The 15,374-nt window shown below is 44.0% G+C and carries 12 protein-coding genes and 1 pseudogene; 1 reads left to right on the top strand and 12 read right to left on the bottom strand.

The window, feature by feature from the left end; translation table 11 throughout:
• Nucleotides 1–93: 93 nt before the first annotated feature.
• From HMPREF2918_RS05440 to HMPREF2918_RS05405, 8 genes and pseudogenes are all read right to left on the bottom strand, one after another.
• Nucleotides 94–954, bottom strand: coding sequence for a helix-turn-helix domain-containing protein (locus HMPREF2918_RS05440; RefSeq protein WP_070594802.1), 861 nt, complete (start codon nucleotides 952–954; stop codon nucleotides 94–96).
• A complete protein-coding gene (locus HMPREF2918_RS05435; RefSeq protein WP_003004765.1) occupies nucleotides 951–1,349 on the bottom strand; it encodes a Mini-ribonuclease 3 in 399 nt (132 codons plus the stop codon). The genes HMPREF2918_RS05440 and HMPREF2918_RS05435 overlap by 4 nt, the downstream gene beginning before the upstream one ends.
• Nucleotides 1,342–2,685, bottom strand: coding sequence for a cysteine--tRNA ligase (gene cysS, locus HMPREF2918_RS05430; protein WP_070594801.1), 1,344 nt, complete (start codon nucleotides 2,683–2,685; stop codon nucleotides 1,342–1,344). Before cysS ends, HMPREF2918_RS05435 begins: the two co-directional genes overlap by 8 nt.
• Before the next feature lie 20 nt (nucleotides 2,686–2,705).
• A complete protein-coding gene (locus HMPREF2918_RS05425) occupies nucleotides 2,706–3,572 on the bottom strand; it encodes a GNAT family N-acetyltransferase (protein ID WP_070594800.1) in 867 nt (288 codons plus the stop codon).
• A 12-nt stretch (nucleotides 3,573–3,584) separates the two neighbouring features.
• Nucleotides 3,585–4,202: a serine O-acetyltransferase gene (gene cysE / locus HMPREF2918_RS05420; protein ID WP_070594799.1), complete on the bottom strand. Its 618-nt coding sequence runs from the start codon at nucleotides 4,200–4,202 to the stop codon at nucleotides 3,585–3,587.
• A 24-nt stretch (nucleotides 4,203–4,226) separates the two neighbouring features.
• Nucleotides 4,227–6,448, bottom strand: a pseudogene (pnp, locus tag HMPREF2918_RS05415) (polyribonucleotide nucleotidyltransferase).
• 494 nt (nucleotides 6,449–6,942) lie between these two features.
• The gene (locus HMPREF2918_RS05410; protein WP_021154407.1) at nucleotides 6,943–7,680 is read right to left on the bottom strand and encodes a hypothetical protein; all 738 of its coding nucleotides are present in this window, start codon (nucleotides 7,678–7,680) and stop codon (nucleotides 6,943–6,945) included.
• A 104-nt stretch (nucleotides 7,681–7,784) separates the two neighbouring features.
• Entirely contained in the window at nucleotides 7,785–9,086 is a 1,302-nt protein-coding gene (locus tag HMPREF2918_RS05405; protein WP_070594798.1) for a DUF6287 domain-containing protein, read from the bottom strand.
• Nucleotides 9,087–9,241: 155 nt separating this feature from the next.
• Between HMPREF2918_RS05405 and pepF the strand changes: the two genes are divergently transcribed.
• Nucleotides 9,242–11,038 (top strand): oligoendopeptidase F, encoded by a 1,797-nt coding sequence (gene pepF, locus HMPREF2918_RS05400; RefSeq protein WP_070594797.1) that lies wholly within the window; start codon nucleotides 9,242–9,244, stop codon nucleotides 11,036–11,038.
• A gap of 50 nt (nucleotides 11,039–11,088) precedes the next feature.
• Here the strand turns inward: pepF and trxA are convergent, their stop codons facing one another.
• The 4 genes from trxA to HMPREF2918_RS05380 all read right to left on the bottom strand — a co-directional run bounded on the left by trxA (nucleotide 11,089) and on the right by HMPREF2918_RS05380 (nucleotide 15,158).
• Nucleotides 11,089–11,403, bottom strand: coding sequence for a thioredoxin (trxA, locus tag HMPREF2918_RS05395; protein ID WP_003013593.1), 315 nt, complete (start codon nucleotides 11,401–11,403; stop codon nucleotides 11,089–11,091).
• A 12-nt stretch (nucleotides 11,404–11,415) separates the two neighbouring features.
• Nucleotides 11,416–11,640 (bottom strand): DUF4649 family protein, encoded by a 225-nt coding sequence (locus HMPREF2918_RS05390; protein ID WP_024054957.1) that lies wholly within the window; start codon nucleotides 11,638–11,640, stop codon nucleotides 11,416–11,418.
• Nucleotides 11,641–11,937: 297 nt separating this feature from the next.
• Complete coding sequence (rpsO, locus tag HMPREF2918_RS05385; protein WP_003004251.1) at nucleotides 11,938–12,207, bottom strand: 30S ribosomal protein S15; 270 nt, start codon at nucleotides 12,205–12,207, stop codon at nucleotides 11,938–11,940.
• Nucleotides 12,208–12,470: 263 nt separating this feature from the next.
• The gene (locus tag HMPREF2918_RS05380; RefSeq protein ID WP_070594796.1) at nucleotides 12,471–15,158 is read right to left on the bottom strand and encodes a Cna B-type domain-containing protein; all 2,688 of its coding nucleotides are present in this window, start codon (nucleotides 15,156–15,158) and stop codon (nucleotides 12,471–12,473) included.
• Nucleotides 15,159–15,374: the final 216 nt, after the last annotated feature.

The following is a 15,374-nucleotide window of genomic DNA, read 5'->3' as shown; positions in this document are numbered from 1 at the left end:
TGTAAATGAAAACGTTTTACAAATCTATGGCAAGTCTCACAAAAAAGAAAAAGAGTTTTGTGCAAGTTGCACAAAACTCTGGATTGATTCCGTTTAAATCACATCCTGTAGAACCAAATGGTAACAAAGGGCTAGATCAGTCAGATTTTTTAACTGGAGACCCGTTAGCTCTTCCCATTTGTCAATCTTGTATTGAAGGGAATTGCGATGGAGATAAAGTTGCTGGGCCGCCTTGGTTACAACTGCCCCATTGTCCCATAGGGCGACAATGATGTCCTGCAACTGGTCTTGACTCCCAATTAACTGATGCAAGCGTTCTTTGATAGGATGGAGATCCAAATCTGCCTGCTCGATTCCCCATAGGTAGAGTTGAGAAAAGCGATAAACACCTTGATGGCCTTCTCGAATCCAAGCTAGAAAAACCGCCTGTTCTGCTCGGATGACAGGAGATACTTTCCCAGCTTTTGACTCAGTCCATACTTGCCCGACCAGGATAGATAAACGAATGTTGAAGTCATACTCCATGGCAGAGACGGTATCTTTTAAGATATCAGCCACTGCCAGTGACTGCTCTTGATCTAGAATGAGTACGTAGTCCTGTCCACTCAGCTGCAAGACTGCCCGAAAATTGGGCAATAGTGTCTGCATCATCTCTAACCAGGAAGCCGTCCCTTCCGCTGTTGAATGCGAGAGGTGGCAATAGACAAGCTGCATTTTTTTGATGACTTGAGGGGCTTCTCCCTTTCCATCGATCAGGTACTGGTACCAAGGATTAGGGGCAACCTCTTCTTCACCGCCCAACCAGGCAATCAATTGTTTTTCTCGCTCGGTTAGCTCTTCTTCCTTCAGCAGCAGCCATTGATGAGCCTGAAGGGGAATGGCTACATAACCAGCTGGTGGATTGGCTTGATCCGTCACCTCTGCATGAGGAAACCACTCTCTGATATTTTTCACTGCTTTCTTCCTTCTTCTACTTGCTGGATGCACCAGTCAATCAGCTCTTCTAGACGAGAGAGCTCCCCCGTCATATGGAGATAGCCCATGACAGCCTCGAAGCCCGTCGACATCCGATAGGTCACGACATCCGCATTTTTGGCCTTGGTATGGCTATTGGTATTGCGACCGCGCTTGTAGATCTCCAACTCTTTTTCCGTCAGAATTTCTTGCTCCAGCATGCTTTCAATCAAGCTGGCCTGAGCCCTAGCAGAGACATAGCGGGTGGCAGCCTGGTGAAGCTTATTGGGCTTGGTCATCCCTTGAAAAATCAGGTGTCTGCGAATATACATGGAATAGACCGCATCTCCCTCAAAGGCAAGGGCAATCCCATTGATTAGATTGACATCAATCACGTGTCCACCTTACACCTTCTTTTGTATCCAAGAGCTTGATTCCTTGTGCAGCCAATTCATCGCGAATGGCATCTGCTCGCGCAAAATCTTTCTTAGCCCGCGCTTCCTGACGTTCAGCGATCAAGGCTTCAATATCTGCATCCAAGACTTCTTCGACAAAGACCACTCCAAAGACTTCTAACATCTTGGTTAAGGCATCCTTGACATCTTGATTGTAGTGGCCTGAATTGATCCATTTAGCCAATTCAAAGACGACAGTAATTCCGTTTGCCGCATTGATATCTTCATCCATAGCCACGATAAACTTGTCCACAAAGCCTTGCAAGTCTGCTGGATCCACTTCTCCTGTGAACGGTTGCTCATAGGTATTTTTCAAATACTTGAGGTTGGTCTCCGCATCGCGCACCGCTTTTTCTGTGAAGTTAATGGGCTTGCGGTAGTGCTGGGTTGCAAAGAAGAAGCGAAGCACTTGGCCGTCGATAGTCTTCAATGCATCATGCACAGTGATAAAGTTGCCTAAAGACTTGGACATCTTGACATTATCAATATTGACAAAGCCATTGTGCATCCAGTAGTTGGCAAAAGTCTTGCCTGTTTTAGCTTCAGACTGGGCAATTTCATTAGTATGGTGTGGAAACTCAAGGTCAGCTCCACCACCGTGGATATCAATAGTATCCCCTAAAATCCCCGTTGACATGACCGAACACTCAATGTGCCAACCCGGACGACCAGGTCCCCAAGGGCTATCCCAAGAAATCTCTCCTGGTTTGGCAGCTTTCCAGAGGGCAAAGTCGACTGGATTTTCCTTGCGAGCTGTTTCCTCATCTGTCCGACCAGAAGCACCTAACTCCAAGTCTTCTAGGGTTTTATTGGCTAATTTTGCATAGTTGTGGGATTTCTCCACACGGAAATAGACATCGCCTTGGCTCTCGTAGGCATAGCCTTTTTCGATCAAGTTAGCGACAAAACGAATGATGTCATCCATAAACTCGACCACACGAGGGTGGCGGGTTGCAGGTTTCACGCCAAGAGCTGTCACATCCTCACGAAAGGCCGCAATGTACTTGTCTGCCACTTCCTGAGGTGTGATGCCTTCTTCTTTGGCACGGTTAATGATCTTATCATCCACATCTGTAAAGTTGGAAATGTAGGCAACTTCGTAGCCACGATACTCAAAGTAGCGACGAATCGTGTCAAAGGCCACTGTTGAGCGGGCATTCCCTACGTGGATATAGTTGTAAACCGTTGGCCCACAAACATACATGCGGACCTTTCCTTCCTCGATGGGGATAAATTCTCGCAAATCACGAGACATAGTATCATAAATTTTTAACACGCTTCATTTCCTTTCTGTTTCTACTCTTTTGGCTTCAAGTAAACCACCTGAGTCTGTTTGATAAAGCCAATCTTTTCATACAAGCGTTTGGCACCTACATTGCTATCTTCCACTGCAATCTGAAATTCCTTATCATTTTGCTCAATGAGTTGGTTGACGAGGGATTTTGCTAGATAGCTTCCGTAACCTTGCCCACGATAGACTTCAGCAATCGCAAGTCCATAAAGGTAATTGCATTTTCCAGATACATCGACCGTACAAACGCCAATCACTTGACCTTCTTTGAGTAATATGTACAGCAGACTATCAGGATCCTTCAAGGCCTCAGAAATGTATCTGTGGCTCACTTCCGGTGCTTCCACTTCATCTGAAAAGGTTTGGTGGTGGAGCTGGGCAATGGTTTCAAGATAAGAAGGTTCTGCCAAGAGCACATCGACATCCGAACGGGAATCTAATGCATAAGCGGTTCGATCACGTCCTAACCAGGTTTCTGTTTCGTCATCCTCAACCAGTCCCCAATTGCTGGCAAAATCAGGATGATTCTCTAGAAAAACACGCTCTGTTTGAAAAGTTACAGACTCAATTGGATAAGATGCCGTTTCTTTCTCAAAACTTCTATACAAAGCCCGCGCAATTCCCTGACGACGATGATTAGGGTGGACCAGAATCGCCACATCCACATCTGGGTCATCCGCATAAACGGTTAATAGGCCAACAAGTTCACCTTTTTCATAATAAAGGAAAAAGGCGGGCATATCGGGGTCAAAATTGAGCATATTGGAGAGATAAGGATCCCGAAACGTTCCGTCATAGTTCTGACAGACGGCAATAAGGGCTTTTGCTTCCAGTAGTTGGTGGTCATTCAATGTATTGGTTGATTGAATCACGTAGCGATCTCCTTACAAACTCGAAGACCGATGACTGGCTTCCTTGGCATGCTCCAGCTTGTTCATGTAGTATTCGCGTTTTTCTTCTTCTTGGTGAATGACTGGTGCGTCTTTTCGACCGTGCACCCGCACGATCTTGGCAGGAACACCGACAACGGTCACATCACTTGGAACATCTGAGACCACGACAGCTCCTGCTCCGACTTTGGCCTTAGCTCCGATTTCCACTGGGCCGATGACCTGAGCATGGGCGGAGACCAAGGCTCCTTCACGAACCGTTGGATGGCGTTTGCCGACATCCTTTCCTGTTCCCCCAAGGGTCACCCCGTGGTAGAGCATAACGCCTTTTTCAACAATGGCTGTTTCCCCGATAACGAGGCCCGATCCATGGTCGATAAAGACACCAGAAGCAATGGTCGCACCTGGATGGATCTCGATCTGGGTCCAAAAACGCCAGAATTGGCTGTGCATCCGCGCCAAGAGCTTAAAACCATGGTTCCACAAAAAGTGGGAAACACGGTGAGCTGCCAGTGCTTTGACGCCCGGATAGGTCAAAAGGACCTCCAGCGAGGTACGCGCTGCTGGGTCATTTTCTTTTACAATATTGATGGTTTCACGCCACCATCCCATACCGTGCTCCTCCTTTTCTAATGATTATTCTGAATCTTTTTGTGTAATGGTAAAGTCTTTTTTAGGTTTGTGGTCTTTATTGTGGTGACGAGGACGATCGCCATGGCGAGGACCCTTTTCACCTTTTTCTTCTGAATGTTCAGGTTTTGGCGGACGTGGCAATAGTGCCTTCATAGAAGCATCGACACGACCTTTTTCATCAATCTTGATAATCTTAACATCGACTTCATCGCCGATCGCTACCAAGTCTTCAACACGGTTGGTGCGCGTCCAAGCCATTTCAGAGATATGAACGAGGGCATCTGTCTTATCAAAGAGGTTGACAAAGGCACCGAATTTCTCAATCCGAACCACTTTGGCATGGTAGACTTCATCCACTTTGGCTTCACGCACCAAACCAGCAATGATCTCTTTGGCACGGTTAATCGCATCTTGGTCGCTCGAGTAGATAGATACGTTACCTTCTTCGTCGATATCAATCTTAACGCCTGTTTCAGCGATGATCTTATCGATGGTTTCTCCACCCTTACCGATGACAATCTTAATCTTGTCGACATCAATCTTGATGGTATCAATTTTCGGAGCAGTTGGCGCCAATTCTGGACGCACTTCTGGAATGGTTGCTTCGATGACATCAAGGATTTCAAAACGCGCTTTCTTGGCTTGAGCAAGTGCTTCAGTCAAGATTTCTGCAGTGATCCCTTGGATCTTGATATCCATTTGAAGGGCTGTAATCCCATCACGCGTACCTGCAACCTTAAAGTCCATGTCTCCAAAGTGGTCTTCCAAACCTTGGATATCTGTCAATACTGTGTAGTTGCTTCCATCTGAAATGAGACCCATGGCAATACCTGCTACTGGGGCCTTGATTGGCACACCCCCGCCATAAGGGCAAGAGTTCCCGCACAGATAGATGCTTGAGATGAAGAACCATTTGATTCCAATACTTCTGCTACTAGACGAATCGCATATGGGAATTCTTCCAAGCTTGGCAATACTTGAGCAAGGGCACGCTCACCGAGAGCACCGTGACCAATTTCACGACGACCAGGCGCACCGTAACGACCTGTTTCACCAACCGAGTATTGTGGGAAGTTGTAGTGGTGCATAAAGCGTTTCTTATACTCAGGATCCAAACCATCGATGATTTGCGTTTCACCCATTGGTGCCAAGGTCAAGACAGAAAGGGCTTGCGTTTGTCCACGCGTAAAGAGACCTGAACCGTGCACACGAGGAAGATAGTCAACTTGTGCATCCAAAGGACGGATTTCATCGACCTTACGACCATCCGGACGAACCTTGTCTTCTGTGATCAAACGGCGCACTTCTGCGTGTTCCATTTGTTCCAAGATTTCAGCCACGTCCCGCATGATGCGATCAAACTCTTCGTGGTCGGCATATTTTTCTTCGTAAACAGCCGTTACTTGATCTTTCACTGCTTGAGTTGCAGCTTCACGCGCCAATTTTTCTTCAACTTGAACCGCTTTTTGAAGGTCACTGTTGTAGGCTGCGATGATTTCAGCCTGCAAGTCAGCATCTACATGAAGCAATTCCACTTCTGCTTTTTCTTTCCCAACTGCCGCAACGATTTCTTCTTGGAAGGCAATCAATTCTTTAACGGCTTCGTGCCCTTTCAGAAGAGCTTCCAACATGATTTCTTCTGACAATTCTTTGGCACCAGACTCTACCATGTTGATAGCGTGTTTAGTACCAGCTACTGTCAATTCAAGAAGCGATTGCTCTGCTTGTTCTTGAGTAGGGTTGATGACGATTTCTCCGTCAACATAGCCTACTTGTACCCCAGCGATAGGTCCGTCAAACGGAATATCTGAGATAGAAAGAGCCAAGGATGAACCAAACATAGCTGCCATTGGGGCAGATGCATTTTCATCGTAAGAAAGGACTGTGTTGATAACTTGCACTTCGTTACGGAAACCTTCCGCAAACATTGGACGGATCGGACGGTCAATCAAACGCGCTGTCAAGGTCGCATCTGTAGAAGGACGACCTTCCCGTTTCATAAAGCCACCAGGAAATTTCCCAGCCGCATACATTTTTTCTTCGTAGTTGACTTGAAGTGGGAAGAAATCCCCAGTTGCCATCTTCTTAGACATGACAGCTGCCGTCAAGACAGTCGACTCCCCATAACGCACGACAACAGAGCCATTTGCTTGCTTGGCAACCTGACCAGTTTCTACGATTAACTCACGACCCGCAAAAGTCGTTTGAAACACTTGTTTTGTCATTGTAATCCCCTTTGGATTGATAAAATTATACGACTTGCCTACAAAAATCAGGATACAAAGGGCGTGAAGAATCCCGTATGAAAATAGGAGATTGACGCAGTGTGCCACGCACACTAGGAAATCTATCTTTTTCACTAGGGATTTAGCCCGTGTTCAACTATCAAGATATTTTGGACGGTTCGGCTTGCCGAACATTTCTGTAGAAAAATAGGAAGGTGACGCCGCACTCGATGAGTGCTAGGAAGCTTATCTTTTTTCCTAAGAAATGAGGCCAAAATTCAATTACTCAAGATACTAAGGCTACCCAACTCAACGAGATAGGAATTTCAAGAGCCCATCTATTTGTTATATCCTCATCTTTGTATCCAAGCACGTATACCTTTTATTTTAACATATTCAAGCCCAAAAGAAAAAGGCTTTAAGGGCCTTTTTCTGCGAATCTTCTAAGAGACCTATATAAAAATTTTAGATCCAGGTATAGCTTCTATTTATTTTTAAGATTTCGCGAATTCTGTACTGTCGACATAAAAGCGTGTTTTATGGCTTCCACCCTTGTAGTTCTTATTGTTACGTTTCAAGACAAAACGTCTGTATGGATCGGAAGTACCTTGGATAGTCGTTGTCACTTCAACTGAATCTTCATTGACCACCCATTCATCAGGCGAAGGGATTTCCATCGGTGGCATCGCTCCTCCACGACCACCAGGTACAATTTCGTAGAAGGCCTTGTCTTTTGTCGAATAGAGCCAGCCGTCCTTCTTTTCGTTTGTCAGTTGGATCAGCTTGTCTTGTGACAGACTGCGGATAGAGTCCGATGTCTCTTCTGCATTCAATTTATCAATGACATCTTGCAGATTATAGGTTCCCGGCGTGTAGGTATTGTAGTAATCAATGAACATGTCTTGCGGGTAACCATCAACCGCACCGTGATCATTGTTCAACTCTAGCAAGCGAGTCGGTTGCACCTGAAGTGAATAGGTCAAAGACGCACTGTTTTCAATGATCGAGTAGATATCCGCTTGGTCCGCTTTTGACAAGGTCCCAATGGCTTCTTTATCATGCTCATCTGACTTAGCTTCTTCTGACTGTTCTTTTTCTTGCGCCTTGTCAGATGATTTTTTGACCGATGAAGCTCCTACTGGACTGTGCTTACGCTCATAGCGTTTTGGGGCGCAGGCTGCTAGGGAAATTACCGAACCAACTGTTAAGAATAAAATAATAAATTTTTTCACAATATCTCCTATTTTTTTATCCTAGTCTATCAAAGGAAATCTATTTACTCAGTATCAATGAAGAGACCACTAGCAAATATAATTTTTTGTTTTTCTAACCTTTTTTAGTCTTCCTTATAGAACAAGTCGCTTTGATCTGAAATAACATTCTGACCCCAATAAATAATATCCTTACTATTATCAACAGAAAAATTTCCATATTTTAATGATGCAGGAAACTCTTGACCTGCTGGGAAAAAACTCATTGCTGAAGCACCAGCTGGGGCAGTTGAATGAACACTACTACTTAAGTATCCAAATTCATGATTAAAGCGGTCTACAACCTGATCTGTTGGTGCACCATTTATCTTTGATATACCGTTATCATCAAATGTTACACTCATTCCTTTCCCATTTCTCCAGGTCCCTGCAATACTTGAAAAATCACCGTTCTGAATTTCTTGAATATTCATTCCACTGCTTTTCTTACTTGTGCTTGCTGATTTAGAACCATCCACACGCGTTGTGAAGTCAAGGGCGATCCAGCCTTGTCCAGATTCAAGCTTGCCCCAGGTATGACCATCGGCATCTACGGTTTCCGTAATGGTGTGAGTTCCTTTTGAGATCATCCCTGCAGATGGGGCGGAGGTAGACGGTTCTTTCCGAATACGAAGATCGGCTACACTGACTTGTACTTGGAAGCTTCCCGATTTTTTCTCTTCTGCTTTCGCTGTTGATTTGGAATCCCCTGTACCGTCAAAATTTTTCCAATCGAGCTTAGTGAGGTCTAACTTCTTGGCTGAAATCCCAAGAGCTTGCTCTGCCGTTTCCTTGCCACCAATTTGAATGGTTGCTTTCTTTTCTTCCTTGGCCTCCCCTTTTCCTAGCGAATAAAGGGTCAATTCCATTTCTGGATTAAGGGATTGCCAAGTGGCGTAGACGATTTGTCCATTATCGAAAAGATCTAAACTGGAGCGATAGCCACCTGCAGAAGCCACATAGGCTACATGGAGCAAGGTTGGCTGCTTATCTTTCAAATAATACACAGCAGCAATCGTTTTGCCATCCCCAATCAGCAGTTCATCATTACCATCACGATTAAGATCCTCAAAAGCATAGTGCCACTCATTGGTGCTTCCAAGTGTTTGAAGGTTAAAGACATACGCATATTCTTCTGAAGTTGCTTCAATCTTCTTCAGTTCATTTTGTAAAGCCGTTTGGTCTTTGGCATTAATTGCGGTTGCATAAGCCTTGTAGCGATCTAATACTTCTTGATAGTTCTTTTGACCGGTATCCTTCTTTTCTTTTTTAACAGTTGATGACGTTGCTGTCTTTGGTTTACTTTGGCGCTCGTAGCGTTTAGGCGTGCAAGCCACCAAAGATAAAACGGACGCACCCGCCAGTAGTGAAATCATAACCTTTTTCATAAAAACCTCCTCATATCTATCCTAGTATATCAAAAATGGTTGATTTTTCCACCTCTTTTCAAGATTTTTACACAAGCATTTTCCCCTCTTCCTCTATGTTTCTGCCCTTTTTTCTGCTATACTTAGTATAGTTATTTGATCAAAAGGAGAACACTATGGAATTAAAAAAACGTTCTGAATTTCCTGAGAACGAACTCTGGGACCTCACAGCCCTCTACCAAGACCAGGAAGACTTCTTGCGTGCCATTGAAAAAACACGTGAAGAAATCAATGAATTTGTCCGTAACTACAAAGGCAACCTCCACACCTTTGAAGACTTTGAAGCTGCCTTTGCAGTCTTTGAACAAATTCAGATCCAACTCAGCCACATTGGCAACTACAGCTTTATGCCCCAAACGACGGACTTTAGCGATGAAGCTTTTGCGGAAATTGCCCAAGCAGGGATGGATTTCGAAACTTGGGCCAGCGTTGAACTTTCCTTCTTTGATGATGCTTTGGTAGAAGCGGATGAAGAAGTCCTTGAACGTCTGGGACAACTCCCTCACCTCACTTTTGCCATTCGTCAGGCTAAAATCAAAAAAGCTCACTACTTGGGAGCTGATGTGGAAAAAACTCTGACCAACCTTGGTGAAGTCTTCTACGGACCGCAAGACATCTATACCAAGATGCGGGCAGGTGACTTTGAAATGGCTGATTTTGAAGTAGATGGAGAAGTTTACAAGAATAGCTTTGTCACCTATGAAAACTTCTACCAAAACCATGAGAATGCGGAAGTCCGTGAAAAAGCCTTTCGTTCCTTCTCAGAAGGTCTCCGCAAGCACCAAAACACGGCTGCTGCTACCTATCTAGCCCAAGTCAAATCTGAAAAACTAATCGCAGATATGCGAGGCTACGATTCCGTATTTGACTATCTCTTAGCTGAGCAGGAAGTGGATCGTGCCATGTTTGATCGTCAGATTGACCTGATCATGAAGGACTTCGCTCCAGTAGCTCAAAAATTCCTCAAACACGTGGCCAAGGTCAACGGCCTTGAGAAAATGACCTTTGCTGATTGGAAGTTGGACTTGGACAGTGCGCTCAACCCAGATGTTACCATTGATGATGCTTATGATTTGGTCATGAAATCTGTGGAACCTCTTGGCGAAGAATATTCCCGCGAAATTGCCCGCTACCAAACCGAACGTTGGGTCGACTTTGCTGCCAATGAAGGCAAGGATTCCGGTGGTTATGCAGCCGATCCATACCGTGTCCATCCTTATGTCCTGATGAGTTGGACAGGACGGATGAGCGATGTTTATACCCTGATCCATGAGATCGGACATTCTGGTCAATTCATCTTCTCAGACAACAACCAAAGCTACTTCAACGCCCACATGTCGACCTACTATGTGGAAGCTCCTTCTACTTTTAACGAGCTCCTCCTCAGCGACTACTTGGAACACCAGTTTGACGATCCTCGTCAAAAACGCTTTGCCCTAGCTCACCGTTTGACAGACACCTACTTCCACAACTTCATCACCCACTTGCTGGAAGCAGCCTTCCAACGCAAGGTCTACACCCTGATTGAAGAAGGTGGAACCTTCGGCGCTAGCAAGCTCAATAGCATCATGAAGGAAGTCTTGACCGAATTCTGGGGAGACGCTGTTGAAACAGATGACGATGCGGCTTTGACCTGGATGCGCCAAAGCCACTACTACATGGGACTTTACAGCTACACCTACTCAGCTGGATTAGTAATCTCAACAGCGGGTTACTTGCATTTGAAAAACTCTGAAAACGGAGCTAAAGATTGGCTGGACCTCCTCAAATCAGGCGGTAGCAAGACACCACTTGAGTCAGCCATGATTATCGGAGCAGATATCTCAACTGACAAACCACTTCGTGATACCATCCAATTCCTTTCAGACACTGTCGATCAAATTATTGCTTACAGTGCAGAATTGGGAGAATAAGATTCAAAAAAAGCTAAAGAAGGTTCATTCCTCTTTAGCTTTTTTGCTTTTTAACTCAACTCTGCCACAATGGCCTTAATTTGTGCTGCGGTATGCACTCCTGCTACTTGTTTAACAACCTGCCCATCTTTTTTAAAGAGCAAGGTTGGAATGGACATAATGCCGAAAGCACGCGCTGTTTCTGGATTTTCATCCACATCCATTTTTAGGATTTTTAACTCATCTTCCGAAAGTTCTTCCGATAATTTTTCTAAAATAGGAGCTTGCATGCGACATGGACCACACCAGGTTGCCCAAAAGTCTACCAAGACCAAGCCTTCTTTTGTTTCTGCTTCAAATGTTGCGTCTGTAATTGCTTTTGCCATTTTCTTTCTCCTTTAGTTTTGGTACTGCGTCAAATCTTGCTTCATCAAATAGAAGAAGACATCTCCGTAAGTCCCTTGGTAATCCAATTCATGCCCATTATAGGTCAGTTTCACAACAGGATAAAAATCTGCTACCCCAATCAAGCAAGCTTGTTGGGAGCGTTCAAACTCATCGTAGGAATCAAAATGCATGACTCTTTCTTGTTTTGCACCATCTAGATATGTAATATCAATCATATCGATAACCTCTATTTCTTAAGATGTGTCTATTGTAACTCTGTCAATTACATCTGTCAAATAAAACGACTTACTCAGAATCATGAATCTTGTCCGAAAAAAGATAACAAAAAAGCCCTCTGAATCCAGAGAGCTGTTTTGAGCTCGGGCTAAAATCTTGGTGAAAACAAAAAATCTCCCCGAAGGGAGATAGATCTGGTCTATTTTACCTTACGATGCTAGGAACCGTAGCCGAAGATTATACTCGAGTATATCGAGGCAAGGTGACAACGCAGCGTAAGTGGAAAATAGAGCAGATTAACGACGAAGTCCAAGAGAGTTGATCAACTCACGGTAACGGTTAACGTCGTTTGTACGAAGGTAAGCCAACAAGTTACGACGGCGACCGATTTTCTTCATCAAACCACGGTAAGTAGCGTGGTCTTTTTTGTGTTGTTTGATGTGTTCGTTCAAGTGGTTGATTTCCCAAGTAAGGACAGCAACTTGTACTTCTACTGAACCAGTGTCACCTTCGTGACGTGCGTATTGTGCAATGATTTCATTTTTTTTCTCTTTTGAGATTGCCATGATAAGCTCCTTTTCTTTATGCTCTATCCGAGTGGCAGGTTTGGCATATCCTGCTACCAAGAAAGAGTTAGTTGTCTATTCGACCTTCTTATTCTATCAAGATTTCATCTTTCTGTCAAACACTTATGTTTCCTTTGAGAGGAGCTTTTCACTTTTCTAAAAAGAACCTTGGGAATTTGGACAGTTTGATGGATCATTCTTCAAGCAACTTATTCAAAAAGACAAATATCTTTTGGGATATTTGCCTTTTATCGGTATGAAGCTTATTTCTCTTTCCGTTTACCACGCAAGAGCAAAGCCAAAGCAAAAATTGCTAAGAGTGCACCGAGTATGGTCAACCCGTAAGCAACAACTTCACCAGTTGATGGAAGAATTTTTTTCTTTCCTTCTTTTGGTGTGGTTGGAGTTTCTGGTTTTTCCGGTGTGCTTGGCGGCGTTGTTGGTGGTGTCGTCGGTGGCGTTGTAGGAGGTGTTGTTGGCGGTGTCGTTGGTGGGGTTGTAGGCGGTGTCGTTGGCGGTGTGCTTGGTGGTGTGGTAGGAGGTGTTGTTGGTGGCGTATGACGGTTGGTTACCGTGAAACCATCAATGTTGCTTGTATAACCTGCTACTGGATCCTCTGTAATCGTGTAGGCAATCTTCTTACCTTCCTTGTATACGGGTAGATCCGTGAAGCTTGCCTGCCAATTATCAGTAGCTGTGATTTCTTTTACAGCTACTTCTTGACCATCCGCAAGGAGACGAACTGTGATTTTTTCAGGACGAAGATCATCTTTATTGTCTGCATCATCCCAGATCTTCTTGACCGCTACTTCTGTTACTTCTGGTGTGCGGCTATTGGTGATCACTACATTTCCCTTGTTACTGTCATCGACCGTACTAGTATAGCCTTTGACTGTCCCAACTTCTTTCACTTGGTACTGAATCTCTTTGCCTTTCGCTTTTAGAGGCAAATTGCTAAAGGTATGGGTCCAGTTATTTTTAGCAGAAAGTTCCACTTCTTTTCCTTGAGCTTTGCCATCTGCATAGAGCTGTACCTTAATGGCGCTTGGACGTTTGCCATCTTGGTCATTGTTGTCTTCCCAACGTTTTGTAACAGTAACGCTGGTTTTACCTGGCTTGTAGCTATTGGTAATGGTTGTTCCATCAATCGCAGCAGAGTAATTGGCTACTGTGTCTTCTGTGACTGTGTAGACAATTTGTTTGCCGTGATTGTATTTTGGAAGATTGGTAAAGACTGTCTTCCAATCAGTCGCTGCACTTAGCTCTTGGCTAGCTACTTCTGTACCATCTGCAAGGAGACGAACAGTGACCTTGTCAGGACGAACGCCATCTTGGTTATCATTGTCTTTCCAAACTTTCGTTACTGGAATCTCAACAACTTCTGGTGTCCGACTGTTGGTAATATTGGTTCCTTCAATAGTCGCTTCATAGCCTTCAACAGGTTCTTCTGAAACAGTGTAGGCAATGACATTGCCAGCATCATCGACCACATCGAGATTATCAAAATGATAAGCCCAAGTTCCTGTAGCATCTGGTTTCACTTCTTTAGAAGCGACTTTGACACCATTTGCTAGGAGGTTGACGGTGATTTTTGATGGACGCTTGCCATCTTGGTTGTCATTATCATTCCATGTCTTTTGGCCAGCAACGCTTGTTTTTTCTTTTTGGTTCACAACATCACGAGTAATCGCAAGGTCATTTCCAAAATCATCCTTGCTGATCTTGATAGGTTCTTTCGAGAGAACATAGCCTGTTGGAGCTTGAATTTCTTGAACCGTATAAGCTTGTTTGATCAAACCAGTAATGGTGCCAACACCATTCTCATCTGTCGTAATGGTTCCAACTTGCTCACCAGTATCATCTGCTGTCACAGCAAAAACAGCACCTGCAAGAGCCTGACCATTTTCACCTTTTTTATGAATGGTGAAGGAGTATTTCTCACCATTGAAGTCTCCATCAAGGAATTGATACAGAATATCTGCAACCTTATTTTGCTCCTTGATTTCTGTCGCGGTCATCGTCGCATTGTTTTTGTAGGATGTATTGATGGCTGGGACCTTGTCCAAATAAACATCATAGCGAACAGTCATCCCTTGTTCTGGAGCTAGATCTCCGATATGAACCGTCAGAGAACGACCGTCAGCACTGACAACAGGGGAATAATTCTTGGTTACATTTGTAGTATTCCGCAGATGATAGGCACCATCTTCGTTATCGACCTGCCAAGTTCCTGTATGGATGTTGACAGAATCTGCTTTGATTTTTCCATCTGTAAAGGCCAATTGGTCCTTAATATCAATATTATGAAGGGCAGTGTGACCTTGATTGATGTTCAAGGTATAGGTCAATTTTAATTTATTATCTGAGTTGGTCCAACCCCATTTGCTAAAGACTTCTGGAGTAGGAGGATTTTCACCCGGATTCACCCCTTTGTAATCGATATTCCCACCTGAAATCACTTTCTTATCGATCGTGAGAGTAAAATCAAGTGTCTTTTGACCTTTGACGACTTGGTGGTCTACACGCGCAAAGAAACGCAGTTTTCCTGTCACATTGGCCATTCTTTCAGGATAATCCGTATAGGTTACAGTGATGACTTTTCTTTGATCATCTACCGTTGCTGTCGCAACTTTTTGACCACTTGGATCCAGCAGATCGATGGTGTCCGTTTCAAAGACCTTAAAGTCATCTCCAAGTTGGATAACGGTCTGATCTCCCTTTTTTACACGTCCATTCGGCAACACAAAGTTTGCTTCAACTTGAAAACTCTCCCAAACACCGAGTGGATCTGTAATCGCTCCACCAGTTGATTTCGATATGTTTACAGATGTCACAACATCATTGATCGTATCTGCATGGACTTTAGCTGGACTATTGGGTTTGGCAAATCCTAAAGCCGCTAGTAAAAATAGGGCAACTGCTATCACAACAGAATAAAGCCTCTTTTTCATAAACGATTTTTCTCCTTTTTCTACGTTTACTAGATAAGGTATGTGAGTCGAAAAATTATCACTACATATTGTGATTTTATACACAACCCATCTTTTTTCATTATAATCGATTTACTTTGAGAAGACAAGCTATTATATATGCTTTTTTGTATTTTAAGTACATTTTTTTGATACAAAGAAAAATAGAGAGTGGGACAGAAATCGGTCATTCGTTAG

The sequence above is a fragment of the Streptococcus sp. HMSC065C01 genome, assembly GCF_001813525.1.
Lineage (GTDB): Bacteria > Bacillota > Bacilli > Lactobacillales > Streptococcaceae > Streptococcus > Streptococcus parasanguinis_V.
This window is presented reverse-complemented; position numbering and strand designations above follow the sequence as displayed.